Origin of the sequence: Salinicoccus sp. ID82-1 (assembly GCF_021991715.1) — a bacterium.
GTDB classification, from domain to species: domain Bacteria; phylum Bacillota; class Bacilli; order Staphylococcales; family Salinicoccaceae; genus Salinicoccus; species Salinicoccus cyprini.
This window is the reverse complement of the sequence record NZ_JAGFLY010000001.1, coordinates 455,695-478,297: the sequence shown is the minus strand read 5'-3', so window position 1 is coordinate 478,297 and position 22,603 is coordinate 455,695. Positions and strand designations below refer to the sequence as shown.

At 50.0% G+C, this 22,603-nt stretch carries 25 protein-coding genes; 1 reads left to right on the top strand and 24 read right to left on the bottom strand.

The window, feature by feature from the left end:
* Nucleotides 1–4: 4 nt before the first annotated feature.
* The 21 genes from J4760_RS02385 to J4760_RS02285 form a co-directional block, all read right to left on the bottom strand.
* Nucleotides 5–739 carry a class I SAM-dependent DNA methyltransferase gene (locus J4760_RS02385; protein WP_237604657.1) on the bottom strand — a complete coding sequence of 245 codons (735 nt, stop codon included), beginning with the start codon at nucleotides 737–739 and terminating at the stop codon, nucleotides 5–7.
* The gene (gene rsfS, locus J4760_RS02380) at nucleotides 729–1,064 is read right to left on the bottom strand and encodes a ribosome silencing factor (RefSeq protein ID WP_145285837.1); all 336 of its coding nucleotides are present in this window, start codon (nucleotides 1,062–1,064) and stop codon (nucleotides 729–731) included. The genes J4760_RS02385 and rsfS overlap by 11 nt, the downstream gene beginning before the upstream one ends.
* 4 nt (nucleotides 1,065–1,068) lie before the next feature.
* Complete coding sequence (yqeK, locus tag J4760_RS02375; protein WP_145285834.1) at nucleotides 1,069–1,638, bottom strand: bis(5'-nucleosyl)-tetraphosphatase (symmetrical) YqeK; 570 nt, start codon at nucleotides 1,636–1,638, stop codon at nucleotides 1,069–1,071.
* Nucleotides 1,628–2,191 carry a nicotinate (nicotinamide) nucleotide adenylyltransferase gene (nadD, locus tag J4760_RS02370; RefSeq protein WP_145285832.1) on the bottom strand — a complete coding sequence of 188 codons (564 nt, stop codon included), beginning with the start codon at nucleotides 2,189–2,191 and terminating at the stop codon, nucleotides 1,628–1,630. Before nadD ends, yqeK begins: the two co-directional genes overlap by 11 nt.
* Nucleotides 2,188–2,484 (bottom strand): ribosome assembly RNA-binding protein YhbY, encoded by a 297-nt coding sequence (gene yhbY / locus J4760_RS02365; RefSeq protein ID WP_145285829.1) that lies wholly within the window; start codon nucleotides 2,482–2,484, stop codon nucleotides 2,188–2,190. Before yhbY ends, nadD begins: the two co-directional genes overlap by 4 nt.
* Entirely contained in the window at nucleotides 2,481–3,290 is an 810-nt protein-coding gene (gene aroE, locus J4760_RS02360; protein WP_237604656.1) for a shikimate dehydrogenase, read from the bottom strand. The genes yhbY and aroE overlap by 4 nt, the downstream gene beginning before the upstream one ends.
* Complete coding sequence (yqeH, locus tag J4760_RS02355) at nucleotides 3,290–4,396, bottom strand: ribosome biogenesis GTPase YqeH (protein ID WP_145285824.1); 1,107 nt, start codon at nucleotides 4,394–4,396, stop codon at nucleotides 3,290–3,292. The genes aroE and yqeH overlap by 1 nt, the downstream gene beginning before the upstream one ends.
* Nucleotides 4,397–4,399: 3 nt before the next feature.
* Nucleotides 4,400–4,924 carry a YqeG family HAD IIIA-type phosphatase gene (locus J4760_RS02350; RefSeq protein WP_145285821.1) on the bottom strand — a complete coding sequence of 175 codons (525 nt, stop codon included), beginning with the start codon at nucleotides 4,922–4,924 and terminating at the stop codon, nucleotides 4,400–4,402.
* Nucleotides 4,925–5,116: 192 nt separating this feature from the next.
* Complete coding sequence (locus tag J4760_RS02345; RefSeq protein WP_237604655.1) at nucleotides 5,117–5,818, bottom strand: 5'-methylthioadenosine/adenosylhomocysteine nucleosidase; 702 nt, start codon at nucleotides 5,816–5,818, stop codon at nucleotides 5,117–5,119.
* Entirely contained in the window at nucleotides 5,811–6,287 is a 477-nt protein-coding gene (gene greA, locus J4760_RS02340) for a transcription elongation factor GreA (RefSeq protein WP_145285816.1), read from the bottom strand. Before greA ends, J4760_RS02345 begins: the two co-directional genes overlap by 8 nt.
* A gap of 39 nt (nucleotides 6,288–6,326) precedes the next feature.
* Nucleotides 6,327–6,947 (bottom strand): uridine kinase, encoded by a 621-nt coding sequence (gene udk, locus J4760_RS02335; RefSeq protein ID WP_145285813.1) that lies wholly within the window; start codon nucleotides 6,945–6,947, stop codon nucleotides 6,327–6,329.
* Nucleotides 6,944–7,585: an O-methyltransferase gene (locus tag J4760_RS02330; RefSeq protein WP_237604654.1), complete on the bottom strand. Its 642-nt coding sequence runs from the start codon at nucleotides 7,583–7,585 to the stop codon at nucleotides 6,944–6,946. Before J4760_RS02330 ends, udk begins: the two co-directional genes overlap by 4 nt.
* 112 nt (nucleotides 7,586–7,697) lie before the next feature.
* Entirely contained in the window at nucleotides 7,698–8,831 is a 1,134-nt protein-coding gene (gene mltG / locus J4760_RS02325) for an endolytic transglycosylase MltG (RefSeq protein WP_237604653.1), read from the bottom strand.
* Nucleotides 8,832–8,899: 68 nt separating this feature from the next.
* On the bottom strand, nucleotides 8,900–9,205 hold the full coding sequence (locus J4760_RS02320; RefSeq protein ID WP_145285804.1) for a DUF1292 domain-containing protein: 306 nt from the start codon (nucleotides 9,203–9,205) through the stop codon (nucleotides 8,900–8,902).
* A gap of 3 nt (nucleotides 9,206–9,208) precedes the next feature.
* A complete protein-coding gene (gene ruvX, locus J4760_RS02315; protein ID WP_145285801.1) occupies nucleotides 9,209–9,640 on the bottom strand; it encodes a Holliday junction resolvase RuvX in 432 nt (143 codons plus the stop codon).
* The gene (locus tag J4760_RS02310; RefSeq protein WP_145285797.1) at nucleotides 9,633–9,896 is read right to left on the bottom strand and encodes an IreB family regulatory phosphoprotein; all 264 of its coding nucleotides are present in this window, start codon (nucleotides 9,894–9,896) and stop codon (nucleotides 9,633–9,635) included. Before J4760_RS02310 ends, ruvX begins: the two co-directional genes overlap by 8 nt.
* Nucleotides 9,897–9,951: 55 nt before the next feature.
* Nucleotides 9,952–12,582, bottom strand: a complete 2,631-nt coding sequence (alaS, locus tag J4760_RS02305) for an alanine--tRNA ligase (protein WP_145285794.1) — start codon at nucleotides 12,580–12,582, stop codon at nucleotides 9,952–9,954.
* A gap of 249 nt (nucleotides 12,583–12,831) precedes the next feature.
* Entirely contained in the window at nucleotides 12,832–15,198 is a 2,367-nt protein-coding gene (gene recD2 / locus J4760_RS02300) for an SF1B family DNA helicase RecD2 (RefSeq protein ID WP_237604652.1), read from the bottom strand.
* 24 nt (nucleotides 15,199–15,222) lie between these two features.
* Entirely contained in the window at nucleotides 15,223–15,870 is a 648-nt protein-coding gene (locus J4760_RS02295) for a tetratricopeptide repeat protein (protein WP_145285789.1), read from the bottom strand.
* Nucleotides 15,870–16,976, bottom strand: coding sequence for a tRNA 2-thiouridine(34) synthase MnmA (mnmA, locus tag J4760_RS02290; protein WP_145285786.1), 1,107 nt, complete (start codon nucleotides 16,974–16,976; stop codon nucleotides 15,870–15,872). Before mnmA ends, J4760_RS02295 begins: the two co-directional genes overlap by 1 nt.
* A gap of 18 nt (nucleotides 16,977–16,994) precedes the next feature.
* Nucleotides 16,995–18,119, bottom strand: coding sequence for a cysteine desulfurase family protein (locus J4760_RS02285; protein WP_237604651.1), 1,125 nt, complete (start codon nucleotides 18,117–18,119; stop codon nucleotides 16,995–16,997).
* A 145-nt stretch (nucleotides 18,120–18,264) separates the two neighbouring features.
* Between J4760_RS02285 and J4760_RS02280 the strand changes: the two genes are divergently transcribed.
* Nucleotides 18,265–19,266: an LLM class flavin-dependent oxidoreductase gene (locus tag J4760_RS02280; RefSeq protein WP_237604650.1), complete on the top strand. Its 1,002-nt coding sequence runs from the start codon at nucleotides 18,265–18,267 to the stop codon at nucleotides 19,264–19,266.
* A gap of 46 nt (nucleotides 19,267–19,312) precedes the next feature.
* Here J4760_RS02280 and thrB read toward each other — a convergent pair whose 3' ends face one another.
* The 3 genes from thrB to J4760_RS02265 are packed head-to-tail and all read right to left on the bottom strand — an operon-like array spanning nucleotide 19,313 to nucleotide 22,470.
* The gene (gene thrB / locus J4760_RS02275) at nucleotides 19,313–20,188 is read right to left on the bottom strand and encodes a homoserine kinase (RefSeq protein WP_237604649.1); all 876 of its coding nucleotides are present in this window, start codon (nucleotides 20,186–20,188) and stop codon (nucleotides 19,313–19,315) included.
* Entirely contained in the window at nucleotides 20,166–21,248 is a 1,083-nt protein-coding gene (gene thrC, locus J4760_RS02270) for a threonine synthase (RefSeq protein ID WP_237604648.1), read from the bottom strand. The genes thrB and thrC overlap by 23 nt, the downstream gene beginning before the upstream one ends.
* Before the next feature lie 4 nt (nucleotides 21,249–21,252).
* On the bottom strand, nucleotides 21,253–22,470 hold the full coding sequence (locus tag J4760_RS02265; protein WP_237604647.1) for a homoserine dehydrogenase: 1,218 nt from the start codon (nucleotides 22,468–22,470) through the stop codon (nucleotides 21,253–21,255).
* Nucleotides 22,471–22,603: the final 133 nt, after the last annotated feature.

Here is a 22,603-nt window from a genome sequence, read left to right as displayed (position 1 = left end):
ACTTCTACTTCTTCAATACATAGAATACTCTGTCGCATACTTCAGTCACTGCATTTTCCATATCGAAGTCACTGAAAGCGGCATCGATGGTGAAACCGGACCGGCTGATCAGCTGGAGCATCTCCATATGGGTGTATGTTCGCTGGCTGTGCGTCTCCACCACCTTGCGGTAGAGTTCTGGATCATCCGCATCCTTGATGAAAAACGTCATATCATGGACGACGGACAGTGGTGCTTCACCCTGCAGAGCGTGCCATATATAGGTGATGTGATCCGTTTCATCGCTGTATGTGACGTCATTGAAGTCCTCATTCATTTTAAAGGCGCTATGAATATCAAAAATGAAGATACCGCCTGATGCCAAATGCTCGTATACTTGTTTCAGCACCTGGATCACCTCGTCCGGACTGCTGCAGTAGTTCAGTACATCGACAGTTGCGGTGACCATATCGAAAGTGCGTCCTAGATCGAAGTCACGCATGTCTCCCTGCACATATTCAATATTCGGTGCATCATGCCGGCGTGCAACGTCAAGCATCATGTCCGACTGGTCCATGCCGGTGATGGTTTGGAAACCGAGCTGGCGCGTCAGACGTCCGGTACCGCAGCCGATATCGAGCACTGTCTGCTTGTTTTTTCCATAATGGTGGATGATATCAAGCCAGAGCGCATATGGCATATCATATGTCAGCTCATCATAATAGTGGCTGAAAAGCTGATAGGTCGGACTAGACTTCAACGCGCTCACCGTACTTGAACAGCCGCTCAAGGTTATAGTAGTCGCGTTCAGGCTTATGGAAGACATGAACAACGACGTTGTTGACGTCGATCAGTACCCATTTTCCTTCCCTGTAGCCTTCGATCAGATAATCCATTTCACGTTCTTTGCAGAAGTCCATGACCTCGTCTGCAATCGCCTGGACCTGCCTGTCCGAGTTGCCGTGGCAGATCAGGTAGCAGTCTGTGACACTGCTTGTCTCTTTGACATCAAATTTCATAATTTCCTCTGCGCGCTTATTGTCACACGCTTCGATCAGAAGATCGACCAGTTGTTCTGTATTCATACAGTCACTCCTTAACCATATTGTAGTAGTTCAAGCACTCAAGTGTTCTGCGATATACCGGACGGTCCTTTGTCACAAGATGAAGTATATTCGCTTTCGTTATTTCGTAGACAGCCTTGTCCAGATTCTGCTGCTGGAACACGATATCCCTTATTCCCTCGACGCCCGGTTGTGTCCGCTCGGGCTCGATGTAGTCTGCAACATAGATGATCTTTTCATTGAGCGACATCTGGCTTCTGCCGCTTGTATGGTTCATGATGGCGTGGAAGATCTCTTCGTCGGCAACACCATGCTCCTCCCGCATCTTGACGGCAGCCACCGGACCGTGAAGCACCTCGCTTTTGAATTCGAGCAGTTCAGGATCAAGCTTATAGTTTGTCACGTACTGGTACATCTCACCAAGCTCATCATATTTGGAAAAATCATGAAGAATGCCGGCCAGAAAGCACTTGTTCTTATCTCCACCGTAGATGTTCGCCATTTCCACTGCGGTTTCCGCAACCCGCTTCGAATGCTTGTAGCGTTTCTCAGGCAGTTTGTCCTTGGCTAGATTGATGGCTGATTTATGCTTCATACAGGTGATTCTCCTTTATATACTGATATACCTCAGGATCAAGCTGATGCCGGACCTGTATTCCCTCTCTGATGCGTTCCCGGATTATGGTTGATGAAATTTCGAGCACCGGCTGGCTGATGATCATGAAACGATCATCGCTGACCGGAGCATCGGAAAAGCGGTCCATGACAACAAAATTCAGCATCTCGAGCAGTTCCTGATAGCGATGCCATTTCTCAAAACTTCTATACTGATCCGTTCCGATCAGGAAAAAGAGGGCATCATCCGGGTACTGCGTCTTCAGATGGACAGCCGTATCATAAGTGTAGCTCACACCTTCCTGCTCCATTTCCCACGTATCGATCTCGATGAAATCATAATGGCGCACTGCATGTTCGAGCATCTTCAACCGGTGATGATCACTTGTCGGCACTTCTGTCTTCAGTGGTGACTGTCTGGCCGGAATACAGATCACCTTATCCAGGTCGAGTGCAATATATGCTTCCACCACTGCATGGATGTGACCCGGGTGCACCGGATCGAATGTCCCGCCAAAAAGACCTATCTTCATGACAGGTCGATCTTTTTGTTTTCTTTGGATTCTCTATACAGGATAATCGTATTGCCGATGACAGTGACGATATGGCCTTTCGTGCCTTCGCTGATCTGCTGGGCAATCGTATCCTTGTCCTCGAGGCAGTTCTGCAGTATGGAAATCTTGATCAGTTCCCTTTTCTCCAGTACATCATCGATCTGTTCAATGAAGTTGTTATTGACACCATTCTTTCCCACCTGAAAGATAGGACTCAGATGGTGTGCTTCTGATTTGAGCTGCTTCACCTGCCGTGAAGTTAATTTGTTCATGATTTACCTCCGATATGTGCTTTATATTTTCTATTGACTGCTGCAATGTCACCCTGTTCACCGGTCCATATAGTGTAGGCATCCATAGCCTGATGAATGAGCATCGGCATGCCATTCATATAGTGGCCTTCTGCAAAGTATTCGAGAAACTTCGTTCTTTCCGGCTGATAGATGAGATCCACACCGAGTGTATCTTCAGTGATGATCGAGTGCGGTATTTCCATTTCTTCAAACAGATCCTCATGCTTCATGCCGACCGGTGTCGTATTGATGATTGCGTCATGCGGATCGAGGTCCGGTATATCCGAAATCAGTACCGCTTTGAAATCAACAGTTCTGAACTGCTGGAAGCTCTCCATGCGGCGGGCGGCAATTGTCACCGTGTCACCATTATTGGCATGTGCCCTGTGGACAGCTTTTGCAGCACCACCTGCACCAATGATCAGTATGCGCCTGTGCTGCCTGCCGAATGTCTGGTTGAATGCATCCAGGTACCCGGTAATATCCGTGTTATGGCCGGTCAGTACATCTCCATCAACGGAGACGGTGTTGACCGCACCGATCTTCATGGCATCCGCATCCACGTGATCCAGATATTCCATGATCTTTTCCTTGTGCGGAATCGTCACATTGAAGCCGGCGAGACCCTCTGATCTGATGGTATCCCTGATGTGCATGAGCTGGTCAGGGGGCACTGCAATCGCCGAATACTGGTCCGCCGTCCCTTTGGCTTCGAAGTTGGCATTATGAATCAGCGGGGAAAGTGTATGTGAAATCGGGTACCCTATTACTGCATATCTACCCATTATTGACCACCTTTAAAGATTGTCGGACGCAGTGTGACATCGATGCCTTTCGGCACTCTGACCGCAACAGTGGCGCCTGCACCTGCGCGGATGAACGCCAGACCGCTTATGGAAATGTCGCTGTCCTCTTCCATATCGAACTCGAACACCTCATAATCTTCGCTCAAATACGGCTTTGATATTTCAGGCGGCGCGAGCAGCGTGTTGAAGTGCTTCTTGTAGAAATCGTCCGCATTGGCCGTCTTGGTGCGATGGATGTTGAGTGCATGATTGGCATAGACGACAAAGCTGTTTCTGTCACCGCTGACAAAATCCATTCTGGCAAGGTTCGCAATGAACAGTGTCTGTGACGCATCCAGCTGGAAGGTCTTGGACTTGATCTCCTTGGCTGGAGAGATGAACTTCAAGTTTTCGGATTGCACATAATGTGCCATCTGGGAATCCATTACAACGCCCGGCGTATCGTAGATGAACGCATTCTCATCGAGCGGTATGTCGATCAGATCGAGTGTCGTACCAGGGAATCTGCTGGTCGTGATGACCTCCTTGTCACCGGAAGTATTTTCTATCAGTCTGTTGATCAGCGTCGATTTGCCGACGTTTGTCGTGCCTACGACATAGATATCCTGTCCATTGGCGTGGCTTGACAGCTTATTGACAAGCGTATCCATGCCTTCATTCTTCATGGCACTGACGACAACGGTGTCGATCGCCCGGATTCCCGCTTCACTGAGCATCTGCTTCGCCCTGTGGACGAGACGGCTGCGATTGACGGACTTCGGCAGCAGATCGATCTTGTTGATCACTGCAATGACGTCCTTGTCACCGACAATTCTGTTGAACGCTGGTATCAGGCTGCCATGAAAATCAAAGACATCGATGACTTTGACGATCAGTCCGTCGGTTTCGTACAGTGCATTGAGCATGGTCAGAAATTCTCCGGAGTCGATGTCTATGTCCATCACTTCGTTATAGTGCTTCAGTCGATAGCACCGCTTGCATATCGGATTCTCCTTGTCCATGCCGCTTGCCGGGATGAATCCCGGCTTGTTCTTATCTTCAGATTGCAGTTCTGCACCGCAACCGATACATTTTATTGCTTCCAAATATTAGTCCCCCCACTGGATTAGACCCTTCTGGTCAAAGTACTTCATAAGAACCCGTTCGATTCTTCTATTGACGACTGTCGCCCAGCCATCCTTCTTCTTAACCGGCAAGACAAGTATGCTCTCTAGACCGACACGGTTTGCACCGAATACATCTGTCATCAGCTGGTCACCGATCATGACCGTCTCCCTCTTGTCTTCATCCATCATTTTCACAGCTTTCCTATAGGCGCTGCCGAGCGGTTTCCTTGCTCTGAAAATATATTCGATATCATGGGGATCACAGAACCTGCCGACCCTGTTCCTGCTCCCATTGGATACAATTGTCACTTTTATATCATTTTCATTCATTGATTTGAACCATTCCAGCACACTTTCGTTCGCCTCGGGTTCATCATAGCCTACGAGTGTGTTGTCAAGATCCGTAATTACAGCTTTGATGCCGCGGCTCTTCAGATACTGTGGCGTAATGCTATGGAATTCCCTGAAATAGTCACTTGGTAGAAAGTATTTTTCCAGCAGCTTCAATATATGCACTCCTAATGAGTTTTTTAATATCTTACCACAAAAAGAAAAGCCCCTTAAAGATTAAGGCGCTTTTGGGTTATTCATTGATTTCATTATCCTCTACATCAGTATCTCGATAGATGAGGTAACCGATAACGATTGTAATGACGACTGCAAAGCTCATAAGATAGATCATGGCGTTTCCCCTCCAGATTACAAATCCTTCACTAATGATTTTACAACTTCAGACGAATGAACACAAGCTTTGGACAGAAATTCTTCATATGTCATATCTGCTGTGTCATCCGCCTTGTCGGAAATCGAACGGATGATGACGAAAGGCGTCGAATACTGGTAGCAGGTCTGTGCAATCGCAGCAGATTCCATATCCACAGCCAGTGCTGACCTGAAATTGCGGGTGATCCGGCTCTTTTGTTCACTACTGCTGATAAATGAATCGCCGCTGACGATAAGGCCGCCATATCCTTTAATATCGACATTTCCGGCGATGGCCTCAATGGACAGTTTAGCGAGGCCCTTATCCGCAATATAGAACTTCGGCATGCCGGGAACCTGTCCCAGCTCATAGCCGAATTCCACCGCATCCACATCATGATGGAGGACAGACGTACTGACTACCATATCGGTTGCATCAAGCTTATCAGACAGCGCACCGGCAACCCCTGTATTGATCAGAATGCGTATATAGTACCTCTCGAGCAGAAGCGCTGTAATCATGCTGGCGTTGACCTTGCCGATACCGCTTTGGACCAGGACGACATCCTGGCCCTCAAGTTTTCCCTGATACACTTTTGCATGTGCAATCGAGTCGGTCGATTCGACATCCATCCACTCCAAAAGGATATCGATTTCAGGTTTCATGGCACCGATGATACCGATGACACCCCTAGTCAATAGAAACGATTTCCACTTTCATGTCATTGCCATTCGGGAGCGGAACATTGACAGAATCATTGAGTCTTGCACCGAGAAGTGATTTTGCGATTGGAGATTCATTTGAGATCTTGCCTTCGAATGGATCCGCTTCAGCACTACCGACAATCTGGTAGGTTTCCTGGTCGCCATCCGGCAGCTCCTTGAAAGTGACCGTCTTGCCGATCTGGACGCTGTTGTTGTCATTGCTGTCTTCGATAATCTTGGCATGGCGCAGCATATCCTCGATCTTTGTAATTTCCTGCTCGACGAAGCCCTGTTCGTCCTTGGCGGCATCATATTCGGAGTTCTCGGAGAGGTCTCCGAAACTTCTTGCCACTTTTATCTTCTCCACAACTTCTGGACGCTTGACGGTTCTCAGCTGTTCAAGCTCTTCCTGAAGCTGTTCATAGCCACTCTGTGTCATTGGGAATTCTTTTTGCATATCCATCGTACTCCTTCGTCTTTTTATATAATATATTTGAAATTGCTATTCGCTCAGCAGCGTGCGGATCTTGGTTGTAATGAGGTCGATCGCCACATTGTTCTCCCCGCCTTCAGGAATGATGATATCACTGAAGCGTTTGGTCGGTTCAATGAACTGGAGATGCATGGGCCGGACGACGTTCAAGTACTGGCTGATGACCGAATCCATGGTACGCCCGCGCTTTTCGATATCCCGCTGCAGGCGTCTCAGGATGCGGATGTCGGAATCTGTATCCACATATAATTTGACATCCATCAGATTTCTGAGTTTTTCATTCTCCAGAGCGAAGATGCCTTCCAGAATAATGACATCCTTCGGCTCCACTTCTATCGTTTCATCGCTTCTGGTGTGTATTTCGTAGTTGTATGTAGGAATTTCGACTGCCTGGCGGTTGATCAGCTGCCTGATATGCGCAATCAGCAGGTCATTGTCGAATGCGAAAGGATGGTCATAGTTCGTGCGCAACCTTTCTTCAAACGTCTTATCACTCTGGTCCTTGTAGTAGTAGTCCTGTTCGATCAGAACAACGCTGTGGCCATCCAGCGCCTCCATGATCTTGCGTGTCACCGAAGTCTTGCCGGAACCGGACCCCCCAGCTATACCTATGACTGTTGGTCTCTTCATCTGAGCTCTTCCTTTTCATCTTTGATAATCACAAGCAGACCATCCCCAACCGGCAGAAATGCAGAAGCGGTCCCGGAACCGGCAATGGCTCTATTGAAACCATCGACCTTCTCCTTCATTCTGCGGGTTCCACGTGCAGTAATGCCGTCTTGTACGACAAGTCCACGGATCAGGATATTATCCACTATAATGAGACCTCCTGTTTTCACAAGAGGCAGGTACCGTTCATAGAAACGCTGGTTGTTTCCTTTGGATGCATCTATGAAAAGCAGATCGAAAGGCGCTTCGCCGAGCGCTTCGAACGGAACTTCCTTGGCATCGCCAAGTACGCTCAACACCCGGTGGGAGACCCCATGATCTGTAAAAAATGCATTTGCCGTCCGATGGGCATCTTCATCCTTTTCAATCGTCACTACCGACACACTGTCATCCACAGACAGCATATGCATGGCACTATAGCCGATTGCAGTTCCAATTTCAAGTACGTTTTTGACTCGGGCCAGCTTCATGTAGTGCTTCATCACGTTCAGTGCATCTTCATCCATGATCGGCACATCGTGCCGCTTGGCATACGCAAGCATTTCCGGGAATGCCTCTGGACGTGCATTCAGATTTCTAATGTATTCATAAATGTCCATATTACCCACCATATACAAAAAAGTACAACTGATAACAAGCGTTATCAGTTGCCTTATTTATCACAGTTTATAGTAGCACAAATCATTTTGAAAGAAAAGGTGCTTTTATACATTACTGGTTATTGATGTACTGTTCCCTATTCTCAACATGCTCTTCGAACGTTCTGGCGAAATGGTTGTTCCCTTCACTATCTGCCAGGAAGTAGTAGAAGTCCGTGTTTGAAGGGTTCATCGTACTTTGAACAGACTGCATGCCTGGTGACGCGATCGGTCCTGGAGGCAGGCCGGTGTTGGTGTAGGTGTTATACGGATCCTCCACTTCAAGGTCCTCGAAAAGTATCCGTTCCTGGTGCTCGCCGATGGCATACGCAATCGTCGGATCGGTCTGCAGCGGCATGCTCGGACTCTCAGACATCCTGTTCAGGAATACACTTGCAATCTTCGAACGGTCGGCCAGTGAAGTCGCCTCTTTTTCAATCAGTGAGGACAGCGTCAGGAATTCATGGAATGACAGCTCTTCGGTCTCCCCTTCGAATGTAATCGAATAGCCGTTACTCGACTGGTATACACTGAATGTATTGTTTCTTGTTGCATCGAGCATCCGTCTTACGAGATTCTCGATGTCCGGTTCCTCTTCAGTAATGTCGTATGTGGCTGGATACAGATAGCCTTCAAGTGCATACTTCACATCCTCGGCAAGTATCTCTTCAGAGAGCATATCCGGATACTCCTCGATCAGTGTATCGATGAATGCCTCATCCTCCATCAGTTCCAGGAACCGGTCCTCCTGTCCGCTGATCTGCTCCTGATCCGCCATCTGGGCAGCAATCTGCTCGATGGTGAATCCTTCAGGAATCGTCAGACGGCCGAGAACCTCTTCATAGATCCGCCCTGTTTCAAGCGTTTTTGCAATCTGCTCGAAGTTCATCGACGGGGACAGTTCATATGAACCCGCATGATAGTCTGATATGCTGTTCAGCTTGAGGTACAATTCGAACATCGTACCGTTTCTGATGATCTCTTCATTTTCCAGCTGATCACCGATCATGCCTGAAGACGATCCCTGCTCGATGGTCACTTCCTTCACTTCAGTAGAGTTCGGGTCGAGCGGCTCGGAACCCGATTTGATGTACATGTAGATGAAGAAAGCACCCAATATGAAAAGCACAGCCAGCAAAGCGATAATGAATAGTGAAAGGTAGGATGAAACATTTTTTGAAAATCTGATATCGTCGTATTTACTCATATATTACTCCTATCTCAAAAATAGCTTCCAATATAGATTGGAAGCCATTCCTCATTCATTAAGAAGCTCTACTCTTCAGGTTCATCCATCTGAGTATTGACCACTTCTTCGATCATGTCCCATTCTTCGTCAGTTTCAACAGGCATGAATTTGCCACCTTCACCGTCATCATCCGGCATATTGATCATCGGAATGAGCTCTATTTCTTCATCATCATTTGAAAAGTTGCCTTCTTCAGCAAGAATTACATACTCTTTGTCGAACCCGGGATGGTGAAACTCGAGCATCTTGCGATAGAGGACTTCATTCCCCTCTTCATCATAAAGTGTCAGAAGTTCTTCTTCATTGTTGAAATCCATTTCTTCGTGACTCATAATTCAGTCTCCTTTAACTGGATTATCGAGATAGCCCTGCAATATGAACACTGCGGCCATTTTATCGATTACAGCTTTCCTTTTTTTTCGGGAGAGGTCCGCTTCGAGGAGCGATCGCTCTGCGCCGATTGTGCTAAGACGCTCGTCCCATAATATTATTCTAACATCTGGGAGTTTCTTTTCAAGCAATTTACTATAATGGATGGATCTGTCGCCACTCTCACCGACGGTATTGTTCATATTCTTCGGAAGACCGACCACAATTCTGCTGACGTTATTGTCCCTGACAATCTGGGAAATTTCTTCAATACCATATGATTCTTCATCATAATTGATCTTTAGTGTGGTCAGCCCCTGCGCTGTCCACCCGAGTGCATCGCTCAACGCGACACCAACGGTCTTTGTCCCTACATCGAGTCCAAGTATCCTATTCATGGATTTCCTTCTCGATGTACGTTCTGACGAGCACTTCCATGATTTCGTCCCGCTCGATGTGGCGGATCTTGTTTCTCGCCTCATTGTGACGCGGAATATAGGCTGGATCACCGCTCTGAAGATACCCTACGATCTGATTGATCGGGTTGTATCCGCGTTCCTCGAGCGTCCTGTAGACAGTCGTCATGATCTCCTTCACATTATGTGCCTTGGTATCCTCGACACTGAACTTCCTTGTTTCGTCAAATTGATTCAAATTCAGCACTCCCATCATTGCTTGCCTTTCCATACATTATAGCATTCATAGCCCTCTACTGAGAACTCTTAACATAGTCTTCAACAAACTGTAACGCATTTGTTATATTTTCCGGGCTTGTGCCGCCGCCCTGCGCCATATCAGGTCTGCCGCCGCCTTTGCCTTCCACTGTCGAAGCCATGCCTTTCATTATCTCTCCAGCTTTGAAGCGATCTGTCAATTCTTTAGGCACCGTGACGACGAGTGATACCTTGTTGTCGTTGACCGTACCAAGCGCGATGATTGCATCCTGTGCACGGGACTTCAGGTTGTCCATCATTTCACGCAGTTCCTTGGCACCGCCGGCCGGCACTTCTTTTGAAAGTACTTTGATGCCGCTGATATCCTTCACTTCATTCGTCATATCCGCAAGCGTATCCGCCTGACCGGACGCCTTGAGCTTTCTGATCTGCTGCTCAAGTTCCTTCTTCTCCTCGACAAGCGCATCGACGCGTCTGTCCACCTGGTTCTCCTTGACTTTAAGGCGTCCTGCGATGGACTGGAGTACAGCTTCCTTCTCTTTATACAGATTGACGGCATAACGGCTTGTGACTGCCTCGATCCGACGGACGCCGGCACCGATGCCGGTTTCGGAGACAATTTTGAACAGGCCGATCTCTCCGGTACTGCCGACATGGATACCCCCGCACAGCTCGACGGAATACTGGTCGATATCGACAACGCGGACGATGTCTCCATACTTTTCTCCGAACAGTGCCATTGCACCCTTCTCTTTGGCATCGGCAATCGGCATTTCTGCAATTTCGACTCGCATATTGCTGTAGATCTTCTCATTGACGATGGTCTCCACCCGGTCGATTTCTTCGTCAGTCAGTCCTTCAAGGTGCGAAAAGTCGAAACGCAGTCTTTCCTTCTCCACAAGTGACCCGGCCTGATTGACGTGATCACCGAGCACATCCTTCAACGCCTGGTGGAGCAGGTGGGTAGCCGTATGATTCTTGGTGATGAAATTGCGGCTTTCTTCCAATACTTCAAGGCTGTACACATCACCGGTGGTCACTGTGCCTGATTCGACAGTCGCCACATGGACATTCTGGCCGTTCGGTGCCTTGTAGACCGACTCCACAGCGAGTGATGCATTGCTGCTTCTGATCTGCCCCTTGTCTGCAACCTGTCCACCACTTGTTGCATAGAAAGGTGTCTGGTCGAATATAAGTTCAACACGCGCACCCCCTTCCGCCTGTGCAACCGAGGTGTCGTCCTTGATGATGTGGAGCAGTTTCGCCTCCTCATGCATGGACTGGTAGCCTGTAAATGTGCTCTGGTCAGTAATCCCGGCCAGTGTCTCCGACTGGATCTGCATCGAGTCGCCGGACTTGCGGGCATTTCTGGCACGCTCGCGCTGCGCTTGCATTTCTTGTCTGAATCCAGCTTCATCAACCCGGAGTCCGTCGTTTTCGGCATATTCCTTCGTCAGTTCGTATGGAAATCCATACGTATCGTACAATCTGAAGGCGTCTGCACCGCTGATGGTGCCATCACCGCTCTCAGCCTTCTGCTTGACCTGGTCATAGATCTGGATGCCTTCATCAAGCGTTGCCAGGAAGCGCTCTTCTTCCTTCCTGATGACTTCCTTGATGAATGCCTTGCGCTCGCTGACATTCGGATAGAAGCCGTGCATGACATCCGCCACTGGGTCAGCAAGTTCATACATGAATGCACGGGCGATATCGAGCTCCTTGCTGAAACGCACTGCTCGGCGGATGAGTCTTCTGAGTACGTAGCCGCGTCCTTCATTGGATGGCAGTGCACCGTCCGCAACAGCAAAGCTGACCGTACGGATATGGTCGCTGATGACCTTGAAAGCGACGTCTTTATTTCCATCTTCGCCATACTTGCAGCCGCTGATCTCTTCGATGCGTGCAAGAATCGGTGTGAACAGATCCGTGTCGAAGTTGGTCGGCACTTCCTGTGTGATGCTTGCCATGCGCTCAAGACCCATGCCGGTATCGATGTTCTTGTTCGGCAGCGGTGTATAGGTATTATCCTTGTTGTGGTTGAATTCACTGAACACCAGGTTCCAGATTTCCAAGTAGCGCTCATTCTCTCCCCCTGGATACATCTCCTCGGCCGGCGTGTCGAATTCGAATTCCGGTCCGCGATCGTAGAAGATTTCGCTGTTCGGACCCGAAGGGCCTTCGCCGATGTCCCAGAAGTTGCCTTCGATGCGGATGATGCGCTCCGGTGACAGCCCGATTTCATTTCTCCACAGTGCGTAGGCATCCTCATCCTCCGGGTGCACCGTAACGTAGAGCAGATCCGCGTCAAAGCCGATCCAGTCATCATTTGTCAGGAAGTCCCACGCATACTTGATGGCATCTTTCTTGAAGTAGTCGCCTATGGAAAAGTTTCCGAGCATTTCGAAGAACGTATGGTGGCGCGCTGTAAAGCCGACATTTTCAATGTCGTTCGTACGGATGGCCTTCTGTGCATTCACGATCTTCGGATTTTCAGGAATGACCCTGCCGTCGAAGTATTTCTTCAGTGTCGCCACACCCGAGTTGATCCACAGCAGTGAATCATCGTCGATTGGTACGAGCGGTGCACTCGGCTCGACCATATGTCCGTGCTGGTTGAAGTATTTGATGAATAGATCCCTGATTTCGTTGCCTGTCAGTCGTTTCATTACTGTCACTCCTCATTTTATGAAAAATAAAAAGACCTCCCCAAAATAATGGGACGGTCTTTACCGCGGTACCACCCAAGTTATGACAGCGTCATCACTCAAAGAGTATTTACATGGAGTGGAAAATAGCACACGGGTGGATGCATCATTGTTTTCACCAACCACAATGTCTCTGGATATGCATGGCGCCCGTTCAAGATTCCCTCTTGATCAAACTTGCTTTGATTATAGAAATATTCAAGGAATATGTCAAATGAAATCGTAGGGCGTGATGCCGCCCATGTTGATCATCGCCGGTATGGTGAACATCGTCTCCTCACTCAGCACCTCCGGTATCTCACCGGGTTCTGCCGGTTTCTCCTCCGGTGTTCTGCCGAACAGGAGCCGGATCATTTCATACAGCGACGTCCGGCGTTCTATGCCCTCTTTCTCGAGTGATTCATAGAATGCATCGGGGTCCCCGCACAGGATCAGCGATTCCTTGGCACGCGTGATGCCTGTATAGACGATATTCTTCATCAGCATATGGCGATAGCTTCTCACCACCGGCATGATGACGATCGGATACTCGCTGCCCTGCGCCTTGTGGATGCTCGTGCAGTAGGCATGGGCGAGTTCTGTCAGTTCCTTTCTTTCATAGGCGATGTGGATGCCGTCGTAGTCGACCAGAATCGAATCCTTCTCGGCTTCATCCTGGTCTTTGAAAAGGATTGAATCGATGACACCCGAGTCGCCGTTGAAAATATTGTCCTCGGCACGATTGACGAGCTGGATGACCTTGTCGCCTTCCCTGAAGATGACATCACCGAAGGCGATTTCATTTTTGCCCTCATCCTCCGGGTTCAATATGGACTGGAGAATCTGATTCAGCTTCAAAATCCCCGCATTGCCCTTGTATATCGGTGCCAGTACCTGGATATCACGCATATCATAGCCTTTCGACACTGCCTTGTTGACGACATTGTCGACAAGCTCCGGAATCTGGTTCACTTTTGCCGGGATGAACAGCCGGTCCTTGAACTTCTGGGTGATATCCATCTTCCTCTGCTCCTTGATCTCGTGGGCCAGGCGGATGATGGAGGAGCCTTCACCCTGGCGGTATATCGTATCCAGCTCCGTCACCGGAATGATCTCCGACTCGATCAGATCCTTGAACACGGTACCCGGACCGACCGACGGCAACTGATCCCGGTCCCCGACGAATACCAGACTGGTATAGGGCTTGACATTGCGCATCAGCTGGTAGAAGAGCCACGTATCGACCATCGACATCTCATCGATGATGATCAGATCGGCATCGATTTCAGCATCGATCATTTCATCCTTCTCGGTATCCATGCCCCAGCCGATCATCCTGTGGATGGTGGACGCCGGAATGCCGGCGGTTTCGCTGAGACGTTTGGATGCACGACCTGTTGGGGCTACGAGCCGGATCGGATACTCGTCCTTGTCGTATTCATCATGATCCTTCAGATCATGCAGCTCGTGGTATGCACGGATGATGCCTTTGACAATCGTCGTTTTGCCTGTGCCGGGGCCGCCCGTAATGATGGAGATCTTCTCCGTCAGCGCGGCGATCATGGCGGACTTCTGCTTGGCATTGTAGTGGATGTCGAACTTTTCCCCGACTTCCCCGATGACTTCTCCGGCCTTCTCCTCACTTACGGCGACATCGGTACGGTCGTTGATCATGCGGTATATCTGCTCGGAAGACTTGTATTCCGAATAGAACAGCGAAGGAATATAGATGCGGTCCTCATACTGCACCAGCTTGTCGTTATCCGACAAGGCATCGATTGTAGCGCCGATATCCTTCTGTGTGAAATACTCCTGGCCGTCATGGTTGAGCAGATCACCGGTCAGCTCCACAAGCGTGGCGTAATCCATATACGTGTGCCCTTCCGACATGACAACGCCTTCCATGATGTACATGATGCCCGCCTGCAGCCGGGTTTCATCATTTCTTGCGATACCGGCGGAATAGGCGATGCGGTCGGCGGTCTGGAAACCGACACCTTCAATGTCCATGACCAGCCTGTAGGGGTCCTTCTCGATGACGTGCAGCGCCTGATCCTGATAGGTCTTCATGATCTTAGCACTCATGCGTGCACCGAAGCCGTACTCTGTCAGCTTGATGACAAGCCGCTCCGTCTGGCTGTTCTCAAGGATCCGGTTATGGATCATCTCCTGCTTTTTGGCGGACAGCCCTTCGATGCCTCTCAGCACAGTGCGGTCATCCGCAATCTTACCGAGTGCCTCAACACCCAGCGTCTCCACTATCTTCTTGGCGGTCTTCTCCCCGATGCCCGGGAACGTCTCGCCGGACAGGTACTGTATGACACCGCGTACCGTCGTCGGCTGCTCTTTCTTGAAAGTTTCCGCACTGAACTGCTCACCAAACCGTGCATGACTTGTTATCTTGCCGGTAAAACGGTATGTTTCGCCTTCAGCGATGGCATGAAAATATCCCGTAACGATCACTTCGTCGCTGAAGTGGGTATTCGTTTCACCGATCAGTACTTTAAGTACAGTAAAGCGCGTCTGTTCACTCAGGAAAATGACGCGCTCCACCTCTCCGACGATATAGGTTTCATCATATATTGTTGATTGTGCCAACTGGAATCACCGTCCCTGGTGCGCTTATTCTTCCGTTTCGAACTTGCTGATGGCGTGATGTGCCAGATGATGGTCGGCTTGAATCTCCACGGCCTTGCGGAAATGCTTGAGGGCCTGTTCCTTATCATCATGCTTCATCACTGTCAGAAGTCCCATATTGTATTCGGCATCCGCGTTTTCACTCTTGTCGATGACTTCACCGAGCAGCTTTTCAGCCGGGTCATACAGCCTTATCTGGCAGCATAGAAGCCCATACTGGAAGGTAATCTCCATGTCTTCCGGTTTCGCCTTGTGTGCCGCTTCAAAGAACTGCAGTGCCCGTTCAGCTTCTCCGAGGTGCACATGCGACATCGCAAGCATGAAGTTGAGGTCGGCGTCTCCCGGGTTGCGGCTGTATGCCAGTAGATAGAGCCTGACTGCTTCCTGGAACCGCTCATTATCATAATAGACGTTGGCGAGTGCATAGTACGCACTCGTACTGCCCGGGTTGAGCGTAATCGCCTTCTGCAGGAAGCGTTCCGCCTCCTCATCCCGGCCGGCCTGATGCAGCAGGTTGCCTGCATTGATGTGGTGGGCCTCCTGCTCCGGGTGTTCCTCGATCTCCCGGAATATTTCCTTCAGCGCTTCTTCAATTCTGCCTTCCTTGATCAGCTGTTCGTATCCGATCGCCATTATCCAAGATACTCCAGCTCTTTTGCTTCTTTGAAGACACGGTCGATCGTCGCACCGCCAAGACATACTTCTTCATCGTAGAAGACAACAGCCTGACCCGGTGTTATTGCCCGGGCAGCATCCTTGAATTCAACATGCAGTCTACCGTCGCCCAGTTTCGTTACAGTGACCGGCTCATCGTCCTGGCGGTATCTGAACTTTGCCGTGCACTCGAAGTGGTCCGGCACTTCAGTGATGAAGTTGATGTCGGATGCTTCAAGGCTTGATGAGTAGAGTGCTTCGTTATGGTAGCCGGATACGACATATAGCTCATTCGTTTCGAGGTTCTTGCCGGCAACAAAATAAGGACCGCCGTCTCCGCCGATGCCGAGCCCCTGGCGCTGGCCGATCGTGTAGTACATCAGACCGTCATGCTGTCCCTTATCCTCTCCGGTATCCATGTTGATCATGCGTCCCGGGTTCGCAGGCAGATAGCCGCTCAGGAATTCCTTGAAATCACGCTCGCCGATAAAGCAGATGCCGGTGGAATCCTTCTTGTCCTTCGTCGCAAGATCGTACTCATGCGCAAGCTTCCTGACTTCCGTCTTATCCATGTGCCCGAGCGGGAACATGACGCGCGACAGCTGCTCCTGTGACAGCTGGTTCAAAAAGTATGTCTGATCCTTATTGCGGTCGACGCCTCTGAGCATGCTTGTGCCATTTTCATCATGGATGACGCGCGCATAGTGGCCCGTTGCCACGTAGTCGGCTCCGAGTTTCATGGCGTGGTCCAGAAATGCCTTGAATTTGATCTCCTTGTTGCACATGACGTCCGGGTTCGGTGTGCGGCCCTTCTTGTATTCATCGAGGAAATACTGGAACACGCGGTCGTAGTACTCCTTCTCGAAGTTTACAGAGTAGTAAGGGATGCCGATCTCTTCGGCGACCAGCCTGACATCCTCATAGTCATTCGTTGCGGTACAGACACCGAACTCATCGGTATCATCCCAGTTCTTCATAAAAATTCCAATGGTGTTGTAGCCCTGGTCCTTGAGCAGCTTGGCTGTGACCGAGCTGTCCACCCCACCGCTCATGCCGACGACAACAGTAATATTTGATTTATCCATCAGATCATTCCTTTCCAATTACTTCATCAGTCTTTCATATATATCTTTCAGTGATCCCACAATGTGTTCGATATCCTCATCCGTCATCAGGTATGAAAAGCTGAAACGGATGGATTTTGTACTTCTTTCCGTCTTGCCATACATCGATTCCAGAACATGCGAGGGTTCGAGCGTCCCTGCATGGCAGGCGGAGCCTGCAGACAGGTAGATGTCCGCCATGTCGAGCGCTGTCAGCAGAAACTCCGCCTGCGACCAAGGAAAATAAAGATTGATGATATGGCTTGCCGACTGGTTGACGTCGCCGTTCACTTCAAATGGCACTTCCGCCACAGTCAGCGTGTTCAAAAAGCGTTCCTTCAGCTGCATTTCCTTGAGGCTTCTTCTCGTGGATTCGTCCGATGCACGCTTCATGGCTTCAGCCATCGCCTGGATCCACAGCCCATTCTCAGTCCCTCCTCTTGCGTCACGTTCCTGTGAGCCGCCGGTGATCATCGGGTCAAGCCTGACATCCTTCGACTTGTACAGCAGTCCGATCCCCTTCGGACCGTAGATCTTATGCGCACTGAGCGACAAAAGGTCTGCACCAAGGTCCTTGACATCGACAGCCATGTGGCCGAATGCCTGTACTGCATCGATATGGAGCAGCGCATCATATCCGGCCAGGATTTCCCTGATTTCATAGATCGGCTGCATGACACCCGTTTCGTTGTTGACCAGCATGATCGACACGAGCGCCGTATCCTCCCTGAGTGCGCTTCTCAGCGCTGTGGTATCGACGACACCATTTTCGCCCGCTGGCAGATACGTCACATCGGCATCCGCCGTCAGTGATTTGAATGTATTGAGCACAGAGGCGTGTTCGATTTCGGTCGTAATGATGTGTGGCCGATGATGACGTTTAACAACACCCCGTATCGCCATGTTGTTCGCCTCGGTGGCACCGCTTGTAAAAATGATTTCAGCGGGGGATGCGTTGAGCAGTGACGCGACGTCCCGTCGTGACTTTTCAAGATTGGCCTTGGCGAGCTTGCCCGCCTTATGGATGCTCGAAGGGTTGCCGAACGCATCCGCCCCATCGATCACCATTTTTAGAATCTCCTTATCCACCGGCGTTGTTGCCGCATAATCTGCATATACTGCCACTTTTATCACCCTGCCTCCGAAATAGCTTTATTAATACAATATAGCATTTTAACATGCCGCATGAAATTTTTATACTTTCCGAACCGTTTATTAGACAAAATAATTCGTATGGCCGATAATTGTTGCATGATAGGAGGAATTATCAATGCCAAAGAAACTGACACCATCCATTCTGAACCTTGTGCCTGTACGGGAAGGAAAAGGGGCAAGGGAAGCATTTGAAGATATGGTCTCACTTGCACAGCACGTGGATCAGTCCGACTATGCAAGATACTGGGTGGCAGAGCACCACAACACCACTTCGATCGCCTCCTCTGCGACACGCCAGCTGATCCAGCACATACTCCACCATACCGAAAATATACGTGTCGGCAGTGGCGGCGTCATGCTGCCGAATCACTCTCCGCTCATTGTCGCTGAAGAATTCGGCACCATGCATGCCATTTTCGGCGACAGGCTCGACATCGGGCTCGGCCGTGCGCCGGGAACTGATATGCTGACAGCAGGTGCCATAAGGCGCAACAACCATGACGGCGTATATACTTTCGGTTCTGAAGTCGAGGAGATCAGACAATATCTGTCCGATGAACCGACAAAGGTTACCGCATACCCTGGCAGCGGGACAAACATTCCATTATATATACTCGGCTCGTCGACTGATTCGGCCCACCTTGCCGCCCGTCTCGGCCTACCGTATGCATTCGCGGCACACTTTGCGCCGGGTCAGATGGATGAAGCCTTCAAGATATATGAACGGGAATTCGAGCCGTCCGATCAGCTCGATGCCCCGTATAGGATTGCATGTCTGAATGTCATCTGTGCAGACACGGATGAGGCAGCAAAATATCTGTCCACGACCATGTCCCAGTTCGTACTGAACGTCGTACGCGGCGGCAGGAATAAACTTCAGCCGCCGGTCGATGACATGTCCGGCCTGTGGAGTCCACAGGAAAAGCAGATTGTCGAGAGCCGATTCCCTGTAGCACTGATGGGATCGGAAGATACGGTGCTTGAAAAGCTCAGACTGTTCCAGAACCAGTACGGCGTGGATGAAATCATGGCGGTCAGCTATATATATGATACGGATGCGCAGAAGCGCTCCTATGATATCTTTGAAGCGGTCGTTAGGAAGTATAACGGCGAGTAGCACTGAAGCCCCCGGTCGAGATCATTCTCTCGACCAGGGGCTTCTTCTATTCCCTGCTGTATATATCCACTTTTTCATGAACGCATCCTGGCGCCTTGCCGAGTGCGTTCAGAATCTTGCCTGCATCCGCCATGTCACACAGCGTCAGAAGACTCGGGCCGGCACCGCTGATGACGGTGGCATAGGCACCTTCTTCCAGAGCGATTTGTCGCACTTCATCGTACTCCCGAATAAGCGGTCTGCGGTATGGCTCATGAAAGAGGTCACGCATCATCAGTTCGCCCATGGATGGATAGTCCTTGTTTACAATCGACAGCAGCATGACGTTGTTGATGGCGTTCTGATCCACGGCGTCCGCTTTTCTGTAGGTGCCGGGCAGTGCGGCTCTTGCTTCGTTCGTATCGATTTCATACGGCGGCACACTGATGATGGCGGATAGACCGGAAAAGTCCAGTGTATGGTAATAGAGTTTTCCTGAACCATAGTAGCCGACGAACAGTCCGCCGGTAATGGCCGGCCCGACATTATCGGGATGCCCCTCCAGTTCACTGCCGCACAGCACCTTGTCGAAGTCACTCAATGCAAGATCGCAGAAACGGTCGGCCAGTTCAATGCCTGCAATGATGGCCGAAGCTGAACTGCCGAGACCGTGCGTCAGCGGAATTTCACTGCCCATCATGATTTTCAGTTCAGGCATCTTTTTGCCGTACTTCTCTGCAGTCCAGATGGCTGTCCTGATCACCAGGTTCTTCTCATCCCGTGGCAGGACTTCGAGGAATTCATTTTCGAAAACGACTTCCCATCGGCTGCTCTCTGCAGCTTCAATATGAAGGAACTTGCCGAGGGCCAGTCCCATCGAATCAAAGCCTGGACCCAGATTTGCGCTGGTTGCAGGTACTTTAAACTGATGGACTGGCATCATGTGAGATGGCTTCAATGTATTCGATGATCTGTTTTTCATCATTTGGCAACACCTTCGGTTTCTGGGTAATCTGGTTGATCGCAGTTTCAGGGTCCTTCAGTCCATTGCCTGTCAGTACAGTGACGACCGTGGATCCTTTTTCAATCCTGCCCGACTTCAAGGAACGGAGCATGCCGGCGACACTTGCGTTGGAACCGGGTTCTGCGAAAATGCCTTCCGTACCAGCAAGCAGTTCATAGGCTTCAAGGATTTCATCATCCGTCACCGCTTCGATGACACCTTTGGACTCATCACGGGCAGCAACTGCCAGTGCCCAGCTTGCCGGGTTGCCGATCCTGATGGCTGTCGCAATCGTTTCCGGCTGTGGAATGATCTCGTCCCGCACGATGGCTGCAGACCCTTCAGCCTGGAAACCGAAGATTTTGGGCAGACCGCAAGAATGCAGTTCATCATATTCCTTGAACCCTTTCCAGTATGCGGAAATATTTCCTGCATTACCGACCGGAATCGTCAAGTAGTCCGGCGCCTTGCCGAGCGCATCGACCACTTCGAAGGCGGCGGTCTTCTGGCCTTCAAGCCTGTATGGATTGACTGAATTGACGAGCGTGATGTCCTCCCGCTTCTCGGCAATGCCACGTACAATTTTAAGTGCTTCATCAAAGTTGCCTTCGATGGAGACGATCTTCGCCCCATACATCATCGCCTGGGCAAGTTTGCCGAGTGCAATCTTGCCTTCCGGAATGACCACGATCGTATTGAGCCCGGCACGGGAGGCATAGGCGGCAGCGGATGCCGAAGTGTTGCCGGTAGAGGCGCAGATGACCGTGTGGGCACCTGCCTCCTTCGCTTTGGCGACTGCCATGACCATGCCCCGGTCCTTGAATGAGCCGGTGGGATTGACGCCTTCGACTTTGGCATACAGTTCCGAGCCGAACTTCTCACTCAGTGTATCCAGACGGATCAGCGGCGTATCGCCTTCATGCAGTGTCAGCCTCGGTGTATTTTCATTTACGGGAAGCAGTTCAGTATATTCATTAATTAAACCTTGCCAGTTTACCATGCTATCAATTCCCTTCCACCTGATATAGTGCGCGGATTCCATGCTGTGTATCACTTTTCAGCTTTTTCAGCTGCGCCTGCCCGATTGGACCTGTAATGACTGTCGTGTCATCTGCTGCGTCGACCAGCCTGTACCCGATATTCATGCCTGCGAGATGATTACTGATGGCCGCCTCATCCGAGCTGAAACGGATGTAATAGCTGTACGCCGTATCCGATGCTTTAACATGTGCAGCCTTCTCCGGTCTAGTACCTGCTCGAGCGGCACCGCAGCTTCTGGCACAGTTGATCAGGTCGGAGACGACGGCTGATGCTGTTTCCGGTCCGCCTGCACCCGGGCCGTAGAACATCGTCTCGCCGACTGCATTGCCCATCACGTATACTGCATTCTTTTCATATTCGACTGAAGCCAACTGATGCTCATCCGGCAGCAGCACCGGTGCCACTTCCATCGATACGTTTTCACCATCGAATTCGCTCTTGCCGACCAGCTTCATTTTCAAACCTGCATCTCCTGCATTCCTGATATCCTTCAATTCCACATTTCTTATGCCTGTTACCGGCACTTCGTCAATGTCCACCTTGCGACCATAGGCGAGACGCGACAGCAGGACGATCTTGCGCTGTGCGTCGAATCCATCGACATCGTTGGTTGGATCCGCTTCTGCATATCCCTTCTCCTTGGCTTCATCGAGCGCACGCGCATAATCCCATCCATCCTTCGTCATCTTGGACAGGATATAGTTCGTCGTACCATTCAGAATACCCATGACCTTATGTATCTGGTTGGCATTCAGACCATGCTCAATTGCATTTACAATCGGTATGCCACCGGCAATGCTTGCTTCATACAGCAGTTTGGCATCATTCTCCTCGGCCACAAGAGCCAGTTCATCGATGTATTTGGCCAGCATGTCCTTGTTGGCGCTGATGACATGAATGCCTTTTTCAAGAAACTGTCTGAGCACATCCCGGGTCGTTTCCATGCCGCCCATCACTTCTATGACTGCATCTATGCCGTCAGAATCAAGCAGTGAATTGATATCATCCGTCACGATGGCCCCGCCAAGATCAGCATCCCGCTTCTTGTCGACATTGCTGACAAACACATGACTGACTGTAATCTCTTCGCCGATGAGACCTGTAATCTTCTCCCGATTCATCGAGAGTACTTCCATGATGCCGCAACCTACAGTTCCCATCCCAAGTATTGCCAAATTCATAACGTGCACACCCTCCTGTAGAGATTTAATAGTATAAGCCTTTATATTAGAGAGAAAACTTCAAAAATTCAAGAAATAAATTAAAAAAAGGTACACAAGTTTCCGGCTATGATGTATTATTGTTCTTAAATTT

Bases quoted from the DNA above. Each gene is read 5' to 3' on its own strand.
- ruvX (WP_145285801.1), bottom strand. From the start codon at position 9,640: ATGAATAGGATACTTGGACTCGATGTAGGGACAAAGACCGTTGGTGTC.
- aroE (WP_237604656.1), bottom strand. From the start codon at position 3,290: ATGGGTAGATATGCAGTAATAGGGTACCCGATTTCACATACACTTTCC.
- greA (WP_145285816.1), bottom strand. From the start codon at position 6,287: ATGGATATGCAAAAAGAATTCCCAATGACACAGAGTGGCTATGAACAG.
- nadD (WP_145285832.1), bottom strand. From the start codon at position 2,191: ATGAAGATAGGTCTTTTTGGCGGGACATTCGATCCGGTGCACCCGGGT.
- thrB (WP_237604649.1), bottom strand. From the start codon at position 20,188: ATGATGCCAGTCCATCAGTTTAAAGTACCTGCAACCAGCGCAAATCTG.
- J4760_RS02265 (WP_237604647.1), bottom strand. From the start codon at position 22,470: ATGAATTTGGCAATACTTGGGATGGGAACTGTAGGTTGCGGCATCATG.
- yqeK (WP_145285834.1), bottom strand. From the start codon at position 1,638: ATGAAGCATAAATCAGCCATCAATCTAGCCAAGGACAAACTGCCTGAG.
- yhbY (WP_145285829.1), bottom strand. From the start codon at position 2,484: ATGAACAAATTAACTTCACGGCAGGTGAAGCAGCTCAAATCAGAAGCA.
- udk (WP_145285813.1), bottom strand. From the start codon at position 6,947: ATGAAGAGACCAACAGTCATAGGTATAGCTGGGGGGTCCGGTTCCGGC.
- J4760_RS02280 (WP_237604650.1), top strand. From the start codon at position 18,265: ATGCCAAAGAAACTGACACCATCCATTCTGAACCTTGTGCCTGTACGG.
- J4760_RS02295 (WP_145285789.1), bottom strand. From the start codon at position 15,870: ATGGCGATCGGATACGAACAGCTGATCAAGGAAGGCAGAATTGAAGAA.
- J4760_RS02320 (WP_145285804.1), bottom strand. From the start codon at position 9,205: ATGAGTCACGAAGAAATGGATTTCAACAATGAAGAAGAACTTCTGACA.
- mltG (WP_237604653.1), bottom strand. From the start codon at position 8,831: ATGAGTAAATACGACGATATCAGATTTTCAAAAAATGTTTCATCCTAC.
- thrC (WP_237604648.1), bottom strand. From the start codon at position 21,248: ATGGTAAACTGGCAAGGTTTAATTAATGAATATACTGAACTGCTTCCC.
- rsfS (WP_145285837.1), bottom strand. From the start codon at position 1,064: ATGAATACAGAACAACTGGTCGATCTTCTGATCGAAGCGTGTGACAAT.
- alaS (WP_145285794.1), bottom strand. From the start codon at position 12,582: ATGAAACGACTGACAGGCAACGAAATCAGGGATCTATTCATCAAATAC.
- mnmA (WP_145285786.1), bottom strand. From the start codon at position 16,976: ATGGATAAATCAAATATTACTGTTGTCGTCGGCATGAGCGGTGGGGTG.
- J4760_RS02330 (WP_237604654.1), bottom strand. From the start codon at position 7,585: ATGGACATTTATGAATACATTAGAAATCTGAATGCACGTCCAGAGGCA.